This is a genomic window from Roseivirga seohaensis subsp. aquiponti (genome assembly GCF_001267955.1).
In the GTDB taxonomy this organism is placed as follows: domain Bacteria; phylum Bacteroidota; class Bacteroidia; order Cytophagales; family Cyclobacteriaceae; genus Roseivirga; species Roseivirga seohaensis.
The window spans coordinates 29,021-46,068 of sequence record NZ_JSVA01000016.1 but is presented as its reverse complement, the minus strand read 5'-3'; the positions used below and the strand labels follow the sequence as shown (position 1 = coordinate 46,068).

The 17,048-nt window shown below is 40.5% G+C and carries 12 protein-coding genes; all 12 read right to left on the bottom strand.

What is annotated here, in order from left to right:
• Window positions 1-42 precede the first annotated feature (42 nt).
• Window positions 43-4,860: a DEAD/DEAH box helicase gene (locus OB69_RS13675; protein WP_053224402.1), complete on the bottom strand. Its 4,818-nt coding sequence runs from the start codon at window positions 4,858-4,860 to the stop codon at window positions 43-45.
• 26 nt (window positions 4,861-4,886) lie between these two features.
• The gene (locus tag OB69_RS13670) at window positions 4,887-7,649 is read right to left on the bottom strand and encodes a restriction endonuclease (RefSeq protein ID WP_053224304.1); all 2,763 of its coding nucleotides are present in this window, start codon (window positions 7,647-7,649) and stop codon (window positions 4,887-4,889) included.
• Window positions 7,650-7,652: 3 nt separating this feature from the next.
• Window positions 7,653-8,417, bottom strand: a complete 765-nt coding sequence (locus OB69_RS13665; RefSeq protein ID WP_053224303.1) for a hypothetical protein — start codon at window positions 8,415-8,417, stop codon at window positions 7,653-7,655.
• 4 nt (window positions 8,418-8,421) lie between these two features.
• Window positions 8,422-10,470 (bottom strand): site-specific DNA-methyltransferase, encoded by a 2,049-nt coding sequence (locus OB69_RS13660; protein WP_185096912.1) that lies wholly within the window; start codon window positions 10,468-10,470, stop codon window positions 8,422-8,424.
• 6 nt (window positions 10,471-10,476) lie between these two features.
• Window positions 10,477-10,767, bottom strand: coding sequence for a helix-turn-helix domain-containing protein (locus tag OB69_RS13655; protein WP_053224301.1), 291 nt, complete (start codon window positions 10,765-10,767; stop codon window positions 10,477-10,479).
• Between the two features lie 119 nt (window positions 10,768-10,886).
• Window positions 10,887-12,704 carry a DUF3987 domain-containing protein gene (locus OB69_RS13650; RefSeq protein WP_053224300.1) on the bottom strand — a complete coding sequence of 606 codons (1,818 nt, stop codon included), beginning with the start codon at window positions 12,702-12,704 and terminating at the stop codon, window positions 10,887-10,889.
• A gap of 3 nt (window positions 12,705-12,707) precedes the next feature.
• On the bottom strand, window positions 12,708-13,628 hold the full coding sequence (locus OB69_RS18815) for a BT4734/BF3469 family protein (RefSeq protein ID WP_157608584.1): 921 nt from the start codon (window positions 13,626-13,628) through the stop codon (window positions 12,708-12,710).
• Window positions 13,615-13,782 carry a helix-turn-helix domain-containing protein gene (locus OB69_RS18875; protein ID WP_233589239.1) on the bottom strand — a complete coding sequence of 56 codons (168 nt, stop codon included), beginning with the start codon at window positions 13,780-13,782 and terminating at the stop codon, window positions 13,615-13,617. Before OB69_RS18875 ends, OB69_RS18815 begins: the two co-directional genes overlap by 14 nt.
• Window positions 13,783-13,907: 125 nt before the next feature.
• Window positions 13,908-14,207 (bottom strand): helix-turn-helix domain-containing protein, encoded by a 300-nt coding sequence (locus tag OB69_RS18490; protein ID WP_073093951.1) that lies wholly within the window; start codon window positions 14,205-14,207, stop codon window positions 13,908-13,910.
• Window positions 14,208-14,438: 231 nt separating this feature from the next.
• Window positions 14,439-15,455 (bottom strand): DUF6617 family protein, encoded by a 1,017-nt coding sequence (locus tag OB69_RS13635; protein ID WP_053224299.1) that lies wholly within the window; start codon window positions 15,453-15,455, stop codon window positions 14,439-14,441.
• Window positions 15,452-16,546 carry a site-specific integrase gene (locus OB69_RS13630; protein ID WP_053224298.1) on the bottom strand — a complete coding sequence of 365 codons (1,095 nt, stop codon included), beginning with the start codon at window positions 16,544-16,546 and terminating at the stop codon, window positions 15,452-15,454. Before OB69_RS13630 ends, OB69_RS13635 begins: the two co-directional genes overlap by 4 nt.
• Window positions 16,543-16,896, bottom strand: a complete 354-nt coding sequence (locus OB69_RS18930) for a helix-turn-helix domain-containing protein (RefSeq protein ID WP_053224297.1) — start codon at window positions 16,894-16,896, stop codon at window positions 16,543-16,545. Before OB69_RS18930 ends, OB69_RS13630 begins: the two co-directional genes overlap by 4 nt.
• Window positions 16,897-17,048: the final 152 nt, after the last annotated feature.

Below are 17,048 nucleotides of genomic sequence, written 5' to 3'. Positions count from 1 at the left end.
TTCGATATTAAGTTTTCATTTTTGCTTTTAAAGGGTGTTTAATCATTGTTTAATTTGAACGTCAACAGCTATTTCCTCACAACGAACTTCATATTTGCGTTCAGGTTTTGAGTACACATTTACTGATTGGTGAGAAGTAGCGAACGAGTTGTCATAAATATAGGTATCGCTGCCAAACATAATTTCCTCAATCTGCGTGGATTCGTAAACTGAATGATTGTTAGGAGCATGGCGATAAATCAATCTTTCTATTTTCTTGATTTTATAAAGGTTCTCAATATCCTGCGTGTTGTCGTCTGGCATTATGATGAATAAATAATCTCTCGCCCGACTTATAGATACATTGAGTATGTTCTGCTTATTCAGGAACATACCAGGGTGTTTGCTTATCGAGTATGGCGGGTTAAAAATCGAAATGATAATATCACATTCATCACCTTGAAAGCCGTGAATAGTCCCTATAAGGATCTCAACCTTTTCAGTGTCTTCAAATTGTTGAGCAAGGAGCTTTTCAATAAGCGTAGCCTGAGCCTTGTAAGGACAAATGATTCCAATTCTGAATTTGTCTTTGTGGCTTGATTGAATCTGAAAAGCAAGTGACCGGGCGAACTCAACCGTGAATAAAGCTGAATAGACCTGATAGTTCGATTTGTTAAGCGTATTTGGTTTGTAAATGCTTTCAAACTTTGCTACTGGAAATTTAATAATGTTAATGTCCTTGAAATCAAATCCGGTTATGGTCAATGACTTTTGCTCTGCACTTGTTCTATGGTGTTCGAGAATGCCATTGTAAGTGAAGTGACTGAAAACATTTCCAATGGTGGGAACTGCCCTATATTGCTTGCGAAGGTTAACTATTTCAAATTCATGGGGAACTGTTGTTGGCTCTACGAATCTGTCGAGATTGACCATGCTGTAGATATTCATATCCTTCCAATGGTCTATGAGTGTAATTGGCTGAATCTGGAAAGGGTCTCCTGCTATTACGAATTTTGCATCTGGCTTTTGATAAAGGACATAGGCTATACTGGCCAAGTTCACCATTGAAGCTTCATCAATGATAATGTAGTCCCATTCAAGAAATTTCAGGTGCAGGCGTTCATCATGGATTTCGGGTTGAAAATAGTCGTAAGCAAATCTTGCAATTGTGGTTATTGTGGTATTCTTAGGCTTGGTTCTAATATCGAATGCTTTATCAATTACAACCGAACTATTTTCAAGTGATTCATCACTGGTGTTTCCAAAGCGGAGAAGCCAATGGTGAAAAGTTTCATCATCACCCATTTTTTCAATAATACGCTTTGTAAGAACGTCTGCCGATTTATTGGTTGGAGTGAGTACAAGCACTTTGAGGTTTTCATCCTGCTGCATTAGAGGGATAATCTCATTGGTTGCGAGATAAGTTGTTTTACCTGTACCAGGAGGGCCAAATATAAATCGAATATCCTCTGGCAGGTTTTGCTGGAGATTATAATCATCCTCTAAACCGAGTTGATTGAAAGCTTTTCGGAGTTCTTCAAGAATGAAAACTGGATTCTTTATGTCAATGACTATTCGGCTGACCTTAGATAGGTCAATTTCTGAAATGTCGGCAGATTTTTTCAGCTTTGCCCGAAGGGTGTATTCTTTAACACTTACAACCTCCACGGTTATGGTTTTGGATTCTTCACCATGATACAAGCGAATTTGGAGGTCTCCAATATCCTCAATGGACTGGGGGATATATCTGTTCGGGTGTTTTAGAATCAATGTCCGTTCTGTACCCGGTTCTTTTTCGGCTTTTGTAAATTGGATTGAAATTTCCTTTCCTTGAGTGTTGGATTCTGAACTACTCAGGTATTCCAGTTCAAGCAAGGCTTTGAACCATGCGTAGGAATACATTTCAGATTCATCAACGATCTCATTCAGTTTTTCAATTCGGGTAAGGTCTTCAATTTGGGCTTCTGTCTGTTCCTTGAGCTTGTCAATCTTCTTTTGTAGGTCAACAGAAGGCTTGGTGTATTCATCCTGATCTACCATTGATTCAGGAGATTCCTGCTCTTCTTGTTGGGGTTCTTCTTCTTGATTTTCAGCTCTGGCCTTACGCTTCTTTTTGATTCCCTTTTTGAGACGGTCTAAGGTGTCTTCAATGGCATCATCCATGAAGTCTTCTTCTTCATCAGAATTAGAATTGCCCTGAGCATCTGCGGACTTCTTTTTAGCCTTTATCATGCTTAAAGCCTCTGCTAATTCTTCTTCAGTGATTCCTTCCTCTTGTAGTTTTTTGCCAAGTAAGTAAGCTGCTCTCTGTTCCTCAGAGAGGTCTAATTCATCTTCAGGACTTTCAATCCCCAAAAAATCAAGGAATGCAGAAATGTCAAAATCCTGTGAAGTGTAGATTTCGTTCAGGTCTTCTCTTTGAATTTCTGATGCTGATTTTAGATTGCCCTCTGTATCATAGAGCCATTTATCATTTTTGAGAATAGAGGACAGTGTAGATTCAAACTTTTGGGACTTTGGATATTGGTTCCATTTGGGGACGTATCGAAAGTTGCCCATGATACTTGATTCGAGCGAGTAAGAAGATTTACCGTGTACATGGAATAACATGTATTCCCAAACCAGGACAGAAAGTTCGGGGTTGATATTTGATACTGCTTCCTCTATACCTTCCAGAATGGTATCTGTAATGGTTTGATTAGAGACATAGGTTTGTGATACTTCAATTTCTTCAAGACCAAATCTTTCCTTGTTTTCGTAGTTGGATTCTAACTCCCTATCTAACAAACGAGGTTGATTGCTGCAACCTAAGGCCGAAAGAAATGAATAGAACGAGCTTTTGCGAGGACTATGGATAAAGTCCAAGTAGTAATCTTCATCCAAAATGTAGACCTCCTTTGCGTGAGCAAAGTATTTATTGAGCTTTTCACTTGGAATGTAAACGGACTCAGGAAAGCAAAAGTAAACCGTATCAGGCTCACTGGCTTTTCGGGTCGCTATGAAACAAGTCTCCTGGAGTTTATCGAGATAGTCACTTTGGAGGGAAACCGGGCAAGCATCATAGTAGGATAAGAAAGAATCGAAGTGGGCTAAGATTTTGTCCTTATCATCATAGTTAAATCCGTCCTTGTATTGCGGAATTATGGTCTTGAAGATTTCAGCTCGTAAGTCGGGTTTACCAATACCCAAACCCTTGAAGAAGTCCAGGGCTTCTTCATCCTCTGTAAATGGCTTGTAAATGGTATCGTAGCTTGTTGCCCTTTCAGAAGGCAGAAAAATATTTGGTGCTGTTAAATCATCATTGAAGGGTACAACGGCCTTTCTGTCTTGATTTAGCAGGATTGGACGTTTTTGAGCAAGCTTCTCTTTATCATCCCAAAGGGATTTTCGACCTCCCAAATAGGCATAGAATTTCAATAGCCATTCATCTGATTGAGCTTCCATGAAAGGAGCATCAATTCTCCTCAAAAGTTTTTTAGGGTCTAAGGTGTCGTTAATGATTGAATTAATATAGCTTTCTAAGGTCTTATTCGCTTGGTTAAGTTGCTTCTGTCCCTTGCTTACGAACACCAATCCCGAATCAGGGTTGCCCATTAGCTTGCTGATCTGTTGGTCGGAAAAGAGTTCTGCTAATTCAGGATCTGATGCCCAATATGACTTTGCTGTTTTGTAATACTTCCCATTTCTGCCTGGCAATAATTGGTCGGCCTGAAATTTCTTTAAGATTTCGGTATAGAAAGGTTTGAATGAAATCTTGGCCTTACTACCCACTTCTACAAAATCACTTTCCTTGTATGGAATCAGTTCTAAAATACTGTCGTTGAGCAAATAGGTTTTATCCCGTTCACCAATGGTTTTGAGTATTGGTAAAGAATTGGCAGCAAGCTTTGCCGCAAGCTGCATGATTTCTACATTCCATTGCTCACCTGCTTTTATGCCCTCTCTGCTATCTGTTAGAAGGAATGGAGCCTGAATAACAAAGCCTAACTTGGTTTCTTCTTTGGTTGGAAAAAAGCAAAATGCTTCATAGGTATATCCAGTTTCCAGTTCCTTTTGATCGAGAACAAAGAAACCCACATAAATGCGGTGGTGTGATTTAAGCTGTTTGTGTGAAACACCAGTAGAGAATAACCATATCAACTCTTTTTTATTGACTTTATTTTCTACGCTTTCAACCTCCATTAACTCAGCTCGGATATTGTCAAACTGTTCTGTTTTTAATGCTCGCTTTGAATAGATGCCTTCTTTTTCATTGGATTTCCAAGTTATCTTTTGAAGATTGGTGAGGAATAAAATAGGCTGAAAGAGTGAATCTAATTTGTCCTCAATCTCAGTATAGGCATCCTCTGGCGACTTTGAAATGTGATTAAAAGGGAAGTAGAAAACTGTTTCACCTGCTGCCCTCTGGCCATTCAAGGATTCAATTTCATTGGGTACTATGTAGTTTTCCAGCTTGAAATTGAAATTATCATCATAAATGTGCGGAGACATGCTGTAAGCAAAAACCGCTTTGAAGCCTATTCCAAACTTTCCGATTTTTTGTTCATCAATCTTGGTTGAATTGCCAATGGAAGTAATGGCGTTTATATGGCCAAGGTTGCCAGTTTCTGAATCTTCATCTTCATTGTCCGGGTCTGATATAGAGAAGCGAACAGAGCCATTGTGCTTAAACCAAAGTCCGTCTTCTTCAAGGCGAAAATCAACCCAAGTGGCTTTTGTATCATCTGCGTTCTGCAGCAATTCATAAACGAAGTGGGCACTGTCGGAATACTTCTTAATTGCTGTTTCCCAAATACCACGGTACGCCTTTTTAAGCAAGACTTCCACGTCTCTTTGCTTAATATCCTGTAGCCTGGTTAAAAATTGTTTCTCTATTGCCATATCAAAACGGGTCAATGCTGGTTGTTTCAAACTTTCAAATCACTCACTGAGCCAACTACACGGTAATTCACATGATCTATTACTTCAAAGTGCTTCTCAGCACATGCTATTTTCAATCGCTCACTATCTCTTAGTAGGGTGCGGTCTTTTGCTGCTTTAGGGTCTTTGGTTTCAGCTATAAAGTAGATTTTGGTTTCTTCACCGTCCTCTTTCTTAATCAATGCCCAATCAGGATTGTAGGGACCAATTGGAGTTTTGACCACAAATGTTCTTGGAAGCTTTACATAGAAAAGTATATCATCCCTGCTTTCGCAATCTTCGGCAAACCTGCGTTCCGGTGAACTGAGGGAATCAATGGCCACATAGTTGTAAAGCGTTTTGGCTTGTTTCTTAACCTCTATCAGGTTTTCTAAATACTGCTCAATTTCTGCGGATTCGAACAACTTCATTTCATAGACCTGTCCGGCAATCTTTTCATATTGGATGCCATTGATCTTGATGCGGTCAAATTCATGTTTTATGATGCGTACCACGCTATCCATGAATAACTGAGGGTTGTTGAAGATTTCGCCCAATCGGTTTGAGTTCAATACGATTTGGGTAATGGTATCTCGGGTAAGCTCTGTTTTAGATTGGATATAAGCGATAAAATCAGGGATTTCATAATTAGTGTCTTTTACCATTTTCTCCTTTGAGCCTTTCTGCTCACCGCCTAATTCAATCAGCTTGCCTTTGGCATCTCTAACAAATTTTGCCACATTCTTTTCACGGTAGATTACAGGACGTTCGATAGGGGGCATTGCTTGCAATGCAGCCACACAATTTGCAATTAGCTCTTCGGTGCTGTAATCAACTTTATATTCTGTTTTGGCTCTTATTTTCTCCCAAAGCTCAAGGAATAGAGCATCCTCCATCCATTTGTCTTTGAGTTTTACGCTGGTTCTTGCTCTTGCATTTTTGATACGGCCTTCGAACTTCACGCCACAATCTTCCTCTATTTCCTTTTGTAAGGCTTTGGAGAATGATTCATAGGCTTCATTGGCAATGACAGTAAGCCTATTGATAGCACGGTCAAGATTTCTTGCTCCGGTTTGGTCAACGCATAAGCGGAGACCTCTTCCGATTTCCTGCCGTTTCTTTATATCCGACTTGGTTTCGTTAAGGGTACAGATTTGGAATACATTGGGATTGTCCCAACCTTCACGCAATGCGGAGTGACTGAATATGAATCGGAGAGGCACTTTTTCATCCAATAGCCTTTCCTTATCTCGCATGATTAGGTTGAAGGTATCATCATCAGCTTTGGTAGTTCGGGTTTCTTTGGTGTCTTTGTATTTACCTGCTTTATCCTGGCTGAAATATCCATCATGCACGTCTTTGGCTTTGAAGCTCAGTAACCCCCTGTAAGCAGGCATATTCTGCCATTTGGTATAGCTTTCTTCAAACCATTCGGCAAACTTCCCCTGTACGGTGTTTCCGCTATCATCATACTCACGATAATTGGCCACACGGTCGATAAAAAAGATTGATAAAACCTTGATTCCTTTGCCCTGCAACTCTTTCTCTTTCTTGAAGTGGTTCTCTACCGTGGCATCTACCATTTCCCTAAGTACCTGGTCGGTAAGACCTCCCACGGCTTGACCCTGATAGACAATTTGACCACTTGAAAACTCAATGAACTGATTGTCGGCATCTATCTCATTGACTACATAGCCGTCTTTGTATATGTCCCAATTTTTAGAAAGCTTGTAAAGATCATCCCCAACTTTTGCGGAAACCTGTTTCTTCTGTACGCCTGTTTTTTCATTGACAAATATTGAAACCTTGGCAGTTACCGACTTCTTAGCCATGCGGAAACCATCAACACTAATAAAGGCTCCTGAACTATCGTTTCGGGCCACAACGGAATCAACCTCAATTTGCTTTACCAAGCCTAAATCATAGGCCTTCACCGGGTCGAGCTTGTAGACCAGGTTGTAAAGGTTCTTGTGTGTTGCAGAATACCTCAGTGTAAATAGGGGATTGAGATTGGCAATAGCTCGCTTTCGAATATCGGTTTCCATATTCTGCGGCTCGTCTATAATCACAATCGGGTTTGATTTCTGGATGTACTCAATTGGCTTGATTCCTGTTTCTCTTACCTGATTGATGACATTGGCATCTTTGGTGAAGGAATCAATATTGATGACCAAAATTTGAATGGCGTTGCTCTTGGCAAAATTGCCCAAGTCTGTCAAACGGCCTGAATCATATACCTTGTAATCCGCAGGTTGATTTTCGTAGATTTCCTGAAAGTGGTCGAAGGTGATTTGGAGGGATTTGATAACTCCTTCACGGATAGCCACGGAAGGAACTACAATTACAAACTTCTTGAAGCCATATACCTTGTTGAGTTCGTAAATAGAACGGAGATACACATAGGTTTTGCCTGTTCCGGTTTCCATTTCTACAGAGTAGTTGGGAAACTCGGTAACTACTGATTTACCTTCCAGAACACCTTTTACAGATGCATCCTCATTGTACCAAAGCTTTTCAATGGCAGGTGATATTTCGTCTTCTCTTAGCTCATTTTCCTTCTGAACTTTATTGAGATTTGTTAGCAACTCTTCTTCCGTAAGTGCAAGATTGTTGCCCACACCTGCCTCGGTGAACGTAATACTGCCGCTATTGGTATTAGCCATAGAGAACTCAAAATCTGAATTGTTCAAAGGCTGTCCATCAAACAAGTCAATGACTGATTGAATGGCTTGAAGCTGGTATTCTTGGTTTTTATCGAACTGTAGTTTCACCTGCTATAAATTTTCAAATTCCTTTAATGTGATTATGCCATTATTCTCTATTGGCGGATTTTTCGAAAAATCAACCGAGAATATTTTTAGTCTATCTATCTTATCCTGAAAAGGAGTTTTGATTCTTTGGTTATAAAGAATTTTAAGCTTGATACCTGCTCTTTGGCAAAGATTGGAGAGCAATTGAAAATTCCTGTAGTCATCAGTGAATGGTTTCCATCTTTCTAAATCATAGTAAGAGCGTTTCAATTCATAAATAATTTCGGGATTTCCATCATTGTCAAGACGCCATAAGTCAATATCTGAAACAGTTAAATCAACACCTAAGCTTGATCTTTGCCAATTATGGTAAGCACTTGATGATTTGTCATTAAGATATTTTGCGGTTGCTGTTCTTGATACTGGAAGGCCTGTTGACTCAAAAATTCGCGATAGGCCGTCCATATTAACAGTTGTGTAATTAAAGCTCCCATTTGAAGTTATAACTGAATCAATTTCCGGAATGTCAAAAGCAAACCTTATGTAGCCCACTCTTAGACCTGCTTTTTTCCCAGTATATTCAAGTAGGGAGAATGCTTCTTTTTCTTGGTCGCTTGGAGGTTCTGGCAATTGAGAGTTTGGTACGCCTACAGCAAAAATTAATACTAAAGGCTGGCAAGATTTATTGCCATAAACAAGTTGCCAAGCATTACCTACTACGAACTTGTAGTGAGGTAATTTTGATTGAATCAAATGGTCATATATTGCATTGCTCTTGTAGTAATCCATATCATCAAAGTGTTTTGAACTCAATGCCGTTGTCTTGCAGTTTAAGCTGAGTGTTTGTTTTATTTCGATCGTCCTTATTGAATAGAGAGTCCAAACAGATAAAAACCGAAGGAGCTAATTCAATGATTTTAGCTTGTATTTCAGGCGTAAACTTGTCAAGACAGAATGCCATACGATGACCTTCAGTGAGATATATTATTTCGGATTTATCAAGTTCTACTTTCTCTATCTTTTCTGTCAATGGAAGACCACTTTTTAAAACAAGCTCCCATAGGATATTTATAGAGGCAGAATTTGATTTAATCGAATCGTTAAACATGGAGATTTGATTGAGAAGTTCTTCTTCACTCGAAATCATGTCGCCTCTCCATATTTTAAAATTGGAGGCAGTTAAAACGAAGCTGCGGAAGCCTATTGGCTTTTTGTTATTAAAATTCAGTTTTTGGGCTTGTGAAGCATTAGAGTTCGTAAAAACTCTTTTAATACGTTCAGTTGTAAGTTCTGCAATTGATACAAAACCCTTTTTGAACATATCTGAATCTTCATCAATTTTTTCGGGAAGTTGGACACAAATAAATCGTCTATTTCCGTTGTCTGATTTATTGCATTCAATAACCGCATGTGCTGTTGTTCCAGAACCTGCGAAAAAGTCTAATACAATATCAGAACTGTATGGTTTTGTAAATGCTTGAATAAGTGATTTAGTGAACTCAACTGGTTTTGGATTTTCAAATTCTAAGTCTAAGTTTCTGAGCAAACTGTCATCACTACCACCATAAAAAAGAATTGAGGGTAAGTTTTCAGACATATTTTCCTTCAATAAATACTTCCGTTGTGGTTGAACTGTATGGTCGGCTCCAAAGACTATTTCTCCTTTATCCAACAACTCTTTCATTGTAGAAGTAGGGAACCGCCAACCTCTTTGAGGGAGTGGGCAAGCTTTATTGGTTACTGGATGAATTAATGGAACAAAATAATCATCTGGTGCTTTCTTTTTATTTGGCCATGCCATTGAAACCAGCCTGTATACGTTTCCGTTTTCATCAATCTTATTATAGGCAGCTTCACCGCCAGATAATCCTTGCTTTTTTATCCAAGTATTAAATTGTGAATTAATTTCCTCTAAAGTGAATTTACGTTTGGCTTTGGTCAAGATTTCATCCGGCAGATTAAATTCTTTATGGACTTTCTTAACTTCCGCAGGAATGTCAATAGTATTAAGCAGCTTGTATAGTTCTGATGCCTTTTTGAGCATCCTTTCAGCATTCTTTTTCTTTCGTGATAAATCTGTTTCGGAAAGAAATTTTTCTTTGTTTTTAGCATAAACCAGAATTGATTCATGCTGATATGCAATACCCATTGCGTCACCCTTGGGATTGCCTTTATCCCAAATAATATTACCAATCAAATTATCCTCTCCAAAAATTTCATTTAATAAGAGTGAAAGGTTGGCTTGCTCATGCTCGTCTATATGAATCAATATAGCCCCATCTTCCTTGAGTAAGTTTCTCGCTAAAAATAGCCGTGGTAGCATCATGGAAAGCCAATTTGAGTGAAATTGGCCATTCTCTTTTCGATTAGGCCGAAATAGACCTTCTCTTGTCATGTAACCTTCCTCATCCTTCTCCCCAAGCTTTTTGAGGTACTCTTCTTTAGTTTCCGAGAAATTGTCTGGATAAATAAAACTATCTGAACCCGTGTTATACGGTGGATCTATTGAAATAAACTTTACTTTACCGTAATAAGATTTTTGCAATGCTTTAAGAACCTTGAGGTTCTCTCCTTCGATAAAGATATTTTCAGCATCATCCCAATTGACTGAACCATTAAAGTTTGGAGCCAATGTTTCAGTTGTAGGTATTTGAAGAACCTTATAAGCTTCGTTTTTGCCTGCCCAAGTAAGTTGATAACGATCTGTATCTGTACTAATGCTTTCCCCTAAGACTTGCTTGAGTTGCTCCACATTGATTTTGTCCTCGGTAAAGGCACCCGGAATGATTTCCTTCAATTTCGAGATAAGGTCTTCCGTAATATTCAAAGATTTGCCGTCCATGCTCATTTATTTCTCAGTGTTTTTAATCCAGTCAATTACTAAGCGAAGGGAATCTGAGGCGAATGCCTCATCCTTCACAAAATCAAAAATTTGGTTTGCTAACCAAAGCGAAAGCAGCTGCGTTTTATCCGTGTGGAGTAGTTCTGCCAACTGCTCTACTTGTTCACGCTTCGCCTTCCGCTCTCCACGCTCAATCTTGCTAAACATGGGAGTGTCTATCTCAAGATCGGCTGCCAATTGTCGCTGCAAAAGCCCCTGGCTTTCTCGCAGCTCTCTTATCCTCTCACCAAAGTGCATGACCTGTTAATTTATGACTTGTCAATATTTGGCTAATATAGGAAAACAAAAGAAATAAAAAATACTATAGACTGGATTTTTAAGATTCAGGATTTTGAGGAAATAGAGGAAACTAAGGATTATTCGTCCTTAGTTTCCTTAGAATCCTGAGTTTCCTCAAGTGAGGTGTTTATATACTGATCGTGTGCCTCATGGTGGATAAGGCCTGATTTCCCAAAGTTGGCAATGTAGCCTTCGGCTGTCTTTGCCGGAATGCTCATTGCTTTTGCTACTTCGAGGTACTTCTGTCGGTTGAAGGTATGTGGCAGGGCATACAGGAACTTCTCCTTCTTATTCATGCGAGTTGGCTTAGGCTCTTCTTGTGGAAGTTCTCCAAACACTTTGCTTGAATGCTTCACCAGTACTTTGACCATTGCAAGCGAAGCTTGAAAATCCCTTTCCTCACAAATCAGCTTCTTGGAAGTGTCACCTGTTTCCATGATCCGCAAAGCGGAGAATATCATGGAGATTCGGTAAGCAATCAAACCTAACCTCCTGATAGTAGCCATGTAATCCAAACCTTGGAGGTTCATGTACTTTTCCTGTATCTGGCCGAAGAAATGGTTGAATTGCTCCTGTTGGTCTGCTGTAAGGTGAAACTGGCGAGGTTCATCCTGCATGATGACTTTGTAGAGTTCATAGAAATCATTGCCCAGGGTTTCAAAGTAATCGTCCAATCCGTTATCCGTTTGACTGGCAAATACATTTTTCCATACCGGACGAACGTTCATGAAATAGAAGATGAAACGGCTGAATAAGCCGTTTTCAGCGTTGGGTATCAATGCCGAAACTTGTTTTGGCGTTCCTGAAAGGACAGTAGAAAGACAAGGGCTTTCAATGTCCACAAACTCACGGTCGGTTCTGCGATAATAGGAAATGGTTTCATGGTGAAAGGCTTTTCTAAAGCCATCACTGTAGTTTCCGTAATCGCTCTTGAAGGCATGGGCTAAGGTATCACCTTCGGTCTCGAATATCAGTCCTCTGCCATCACTATCCCCCAAAAGCTGATAAGCTCCCGTTGAACTGTTATTGGCCGGAATGAACAGCATTTTTTCAGGTGGTTTGGCTGGTTTCTCGATACCGTCTTCTTTTCCCTTCTTGGAGTTGTATTCTGCCATTTCCAATTCATAGTGCTGTTTGTGGAGCTTGGCTTGTTCCCTCAATTCTTTATGAATGGGATTAACCAACTGACGACAATGCACCAAGCGGCCTTTACCTGCGGATGCCTGAGCGGTAATGAACAAGAATAGATTGGGGAATACTCGTTTGCCATCATAGATGCCCGATACTTTGGTCAAACATGCACTGATAGCTCCGAGGGAACCGAGGAGAAGAATATCTCTTTCCTCATTAGATGTGGCAACCGCCACAACCTTCTGCAGAAATTCAGGAAGTTCAGGAAATAAGGAATCTGGAAAGGTTGGCATTTCTTCCGGTTCCTGATTTTCGGGCTGGTGGTATTCAGATTGACTACCATTCAGCTTTTCACTTTTGATAGTTCGCTGATCCTGTTTTTCTGTCCGTGGAGGAGCAATGTCAATTCCTGCATCTTTGGCGAGGTAGAAAAAGGTCTTCAGTGAAACGCCATGACCTTTAGATTTTAAGCAATTGTCAAATTGCTTGTCGCACTCCGGGGCGGAATAGTCGGGATAAAACTGGCTCACCCTATGAAACAGGGTGCGGCCATTTTCGCCAAACTCATCTGAGAAAGCAAAGCCGATATTTACCCAATCGCTGTAAGTGGAGGTAATATCTGTTCGGTTGGCCTCAATGCTTTGGATGATACGTTCTACTTCGTCTGGTTGAGAATCTGTATTGAAAGTTTGTTGCTCTGTAACTTTCGGTTGCGGGGTTGGCTGATTAAGCCAGTCCTGCGGATTGAATGTTTTTCTTTCCATGTCCTACAAGTATTTAGGATTGATGAATATTTCTGAATCATGTGGAAGGAAACAGGCTCTTGAAATGTCCTTCCCTGATTGGTCTATTTCGAGATGGTAGGTGTGGGAAACGTAGTTTGCCACTGCCTTGAAATAGTCCTGGTGTTTTGTCTGCGTCAAGTCGATTGGAATTACCCATTTGAGGCCATCACCTGAAGGAGATACAAACAGTAGCTCCGTTTCAAAGTAATGGTCGTTGAGTAGTGCCGTCTTAAGTGAAGGAATGTCCTGAATGTGGTCAAAATCGATTGTGAGCAAACCTGAATGTCTTTGAAGGTTTGCGTCATTTCTCTTTGAGAAAGTGCCTGAGAAGGTCACATAATCGAAATTTTGAGCCTTGTACTTTCTGGCTTCCTTCGGATCGGGAATGTTGCGGAGTGTACTTGTACACGAAGCAAATTCATTGCCTTTGATAAGGTTGTACACCTCAACCAAGGAGGCTTGCCGACTTGGTGTTACGTTGGTGACAGGCTTATTGAAATAGCTGAAAACTGGCGCAGCCGGTTTGACTATTTCAGGAAGAGCAACCGCAGGTTGCGAATCTGCCTGAGCGTAAAAACCTTGTTGCTTACCGATGCGCAAATGCAGGTCTTCATTCAGCTTGTCGAGAAGGGCTTGCCCTTCGAGGCTGAAATGTAGTGCAGCGAAATCAAAGACATTGCCTTGTGCAATGGCTTCTTCTGAATCGGTGTGTGTAGCACAACCGTCAACAACCTTTACCAACAATGTAGGCTTGTCTGCATTGAATGGGTTCTTCGCAGGTTTGCAGTCCCTTCCCGAAAGGGAAAGGACTGTTTCACCCGGATAGTACTGTCGCAGCACATAGGCGTAGATATTCAAGCCGTAGTGCGTTTTGTCGAGAATGGCTTTTCTACTTACCTCCATAGTGCTTTGATTTTGAAGGTGAGTAATTGGATTCCAGCAAGGCTTCTATATCAGAAACCTTGTAGTAGAATTTGCCATTGATTCGGCTGTAGGGAAGAACCCCACTATCCCGAAGGGATTGGAGGGTTCTTTTGCTGATGTGAAGCGTTTGCATCACTACCTGTCCATCAATCCATTCTTCGCTGAATTGCTCCAAGCGTGATTTGTGGAAGTTGAGGAGGTAGGCTTTGACTGTTTTAATGTCTTGAGTTAGCGTCAAGATCATATCCATTATCTCGTTCATAGCTTCACCCTCCCTTTCTTGATTAGGTAATCCGCTGCCCTTTGGTCTATTTCTTCCTGAGTGGAATTGCGATTGCGCAGCAACCAGCTTTCCAACTCGCTTCTTTTGAAATAGAGCTTCTTTCCATTGGGCTTGTAGTGCGGAATGCTCCCTGCACTTGTCAACTTGTACAAGTGAGATTGGGAAAGCTCCAGATACTGGCAAGCTTCATTGAAGTTTAAAACTTCCTTTGTGTAAATCCCCTGGCTCTCAATTAGGCGTTGGAGATTTTCAAGACGTTCAATTATTTCGTCCATCTTTAATTGTGTTAAGAATTAATGAATGGACTTCACCGGTAAAGCCATATTCGATTCCCGAATACAGTGCTAAATTAGAGTGGCTAATAGGGCATTATGAGTGCCGAATAGCAGGGGGAGTGTCGAGTGTCGAGTGTCGAGTGGGCTGAAAAAAAGAATAGCCCGCTTTTTTTGAAAAAGAGGGCTAAACAAAAACAGAAAAAAGATAATAGGAGTAAAGTGTCGAGCGGCTTATTTCAGCAATGAAATAGCGGATTCCAATAAATGGCCTGTTGACTTGGGAGCTTGATTTTTCCTGAGACCTTCATATTCGAAGAATGAGCCATCAGTTTTAATAAAGCATTTGCAAGCAACTTTCCATTGATTTTGCTTTAGGTCTGCAACCAGCTTGTGTTTAGTGTAAAGTAATTTTATGAAGTAATAGAACTCACTTACATTTCCTGTCCAGATAACAGGTGTTTTAATTTCGTCTCCTGAAAAGATCTTTCTGAAATTGGATAGCTGAGTTTCTTTGCTAATGAAATTGTTCTTTTTGAGACTGTCGCATAAATCAGTAAGCTTGTCTGGACTTGTGCTGAATTGCTTGTAGGTAAATGAATGAAATGAATTTACTGTTGGTTCGGGGTGGGACTTTTTAGTTGGTTCGTCCTTGGCTTCAACTTCAATGATTTGAATCTCGGTCAAAAAAACTTTTTGCGGTATTGGTTCAAGTAGTAGCTGGGTGTAAAAATCCTCTATCACCAACTTATCATCAATCCAAGTACTGAAAGCATCTTGGATTTCGAGGTAAAGCTGCATGTATGCAAGCTTTAGCAATTGAATGATATAGGTGTTGGCTTTGTGTGCCTGGTCAAACTCAATGGAAGCTTTATTGGGATCTATGAATGTCAAATCAAATTCCTTCTCTTTAATCAGCTTTCCAATGTCCTTTAAACGAGTCTTTAAACGCTTGTTCAAAGTATCTTCCAGCCAATAGCGGATGAGGTTTTCAGTATCATCTTCACTGATGAGGTTGTAGAGCCTTTCAACGTCCGTTTTGAGGGTGTTTAGAATCAGCTTTGAGTAGTACTTGGTTTTGTTGTCAAATGGCCTTTCAAATTTGATTTCATACCGGAATAGATAATCAGTGGAGGCTTCTTTCAGGGAACGGAACTTTGGAGCAAACTTTTCGTCCACGCTGTTTTTCTCTAACCAAGGGCGAAGCCCCTGGTAGAGAATGTCGTCAAGTATTTTGGTTTGATTGCTCATAGGTCAAGTTTGATTTTATTGGCTGCCTCTTTTTTCTTGTCGTCAATGATTTTCGCATAGACCTGGGTTGTTTTCAGTTCTCTATGGCCTAAGAGCTTTGAAACGGTGTAAATGTCTGTTCCGGCTGTAAGCTGTAATGTGGCATAAGTATGTCGGGCGCAATGAAAGGTTATCGTTTTAGATATTCCTGCCTTCATCATCCATTGCTGCAATTTCAGATTGTGCCATGCCGAGTATTTTAATCCTTTAAATACTCTCTCGTCTTTGTCTTGGCGTTCGCCAAGCAAGCCAACGGCTTGTTCTGAGATTGGGAGTGTTTCCGCGCCTTTGGTTTTCTTCTGTCTGAATCGGATGTAGTAGCCCCGATCATTTGAATGTTGCACTTCGGACCATACAAGTTTATTTATATCTGACCAGCGCAATCCGGTAAGGCAGGAAAAAATGAATGCTGTTTTTAGTTGCTCGATTTCACATTCTGTGTTCGCTGCTGCTTGCAGCTCTTCCAGTGTCAAAAACTCTCTTTCCGGTTCTCCTTGCTTGAAAGCTTCTACACCTTCGGAAGGATTGGTTGGAATGATGCCATCCTTTACCGCTTGTTTTAGTGCTGCCCTGAATTTGTTGAAGTATGAATATTTAGAATTTTGGGAAAGCTTTTTGGCACCATGGCCAATGGCTTTCTTATCGAGAAATTCTTTGAAGTCCTGGACAAACTGACGGTTCACAAATTCAAATGAAATATCCTGCGGCATGAACTTTTTAAAGTGTTTGATCATGCTATCCCAATTACCGTAATTTCCTGCACTATCTTGTCGTTTGTTGGCCAGCAACTGCAGATAAGCGGTAAAGCTTCCTTTCAGCTTCTCATTATCTCGAAAGCCATAAGTACCGTTTTGGATCTCAATTTGCCGTTGCGCCCGGATGGTTTCAGCCAATTGCTGGGTCTTCTTATTGATTTCCTTTTGCTCCTTTGTTTTGGGGTTTGGCTCTAAGTAGAGGTTTAGGTATTCTGTTTTGCGTTTGCCCTTGTTGTAGTAATCAAGGTAAAGGCTGGTCTTTCCGCCCTGGTTCCTTTGTCTGAGTGTTACTTTCATGCCTGAAACAGTTTATCGATTTCGGTTCTCTTGATGATTGTGCGCCTTCCAATCTTTGCAGCCTGGATTTTGCCGTCCTTTATCTGGCGATAAAGGGTCATACGACTTGCACCTATCAGTTTGCAGGTTTCGTCAATGCTCAGGAAGTCTTTGTACTTCAGCTGCTCGTGGTTGTACTCTATTCGTTGTACAACGATAGGGGCGACTTCCTGAATCTTGCCTTCCCGTTTGCGTTTCTTGTAATTCCTCGCAGCGCACTTGTGGCTACAGAATTTGGTTACTGTAGTTTTGGCGATGAAGGACTTTCCGCAATCCTGGCAAACTTTAGGTATTTCAATGTTGCTGCTCACGTGTTTCCTTTTGTGGGCTTGTTTCTGTCACTGGATGTATCTGATTGTATCAGTATGTATCCTGATGTAACATCATCTCGCCATTGCTCAAAAAATCTGTTGCTACCAACAAACTTGTTTCTAGTAACAACTGATTAGCAACAAATATACGG

Bases quoted from the DNA above. Each gene is read 5' to 3' on its own strand.
- OB69_RS13675 (WP_053224402.1), bottom strand. From the start codon at position 4,860: ATGGCAATAGAGAAACAATTTTTAACCAGGCTACAGGATATTAAGCAA.
- OB69_RS13665 (WP_053224303.1), bottom strand. From the start codon at position 8,417: ATGGATTACTACAAGAGCAATGCAATATATGACCATTTGATTCAATCA.
- OB69_RS13660 (WP_185096912.1), bottom strand. From the start codon at position 10,470: ATGGACGGCAAATCTTTGAATATTACGGAAGACCTTATCTCGAAATTG.
- OB69_RS13655 (WP_053224301.1), bottom strand. From the start codon at position 10,767: ATGCACTTTGGTGAGAGGATAAGAGAGCTGCGAGAAAGCCAGGGGCTT.
- OB69_RS13650 (WP_053224300.1), bottom strand. From the start codon at position 12,704: ATGGAAAGAAAAACATTCAATCCGCAGGACTGGCTTAATCAGCCAACC.
- OB69_RS18815 (WP_157608584.1), bottom strand. From the start codon at position 13,628: ATGGAGGTAAGTAGAAAAGCCATTCTCGACAAAACGCACTACGGCTTG.
- OB69_RS18875 (WP_233589239.1), bottom strand. From the start codon at position 13,782: ATGCAAACGCTTCACATCAGCAAAAGAACCCTCCAATCCCTTCGGGAT.
- OB69_RS18490 (WP_073093951.1), bottom strand. From the start codon at position 14,207: ATGGACGAAATAATTGAACGTCTTGAAAATCTCCAACGCCTAATTGAG.
- OB69_RS13635 (WP_053224299.1), bottom strand. From the start codon at position 15,455: ATGAGCAATCAAACCAAAATACTTGACGACATTCTCTACCAGGGGCTT.
- OB69_RS13630 (WP_053224298.1), bottom strand. From the start codon at position 16,546: ATGAAAGTAACACTCAGACAAAGGAACCAGGGCGGAAAGACCAGCCTT.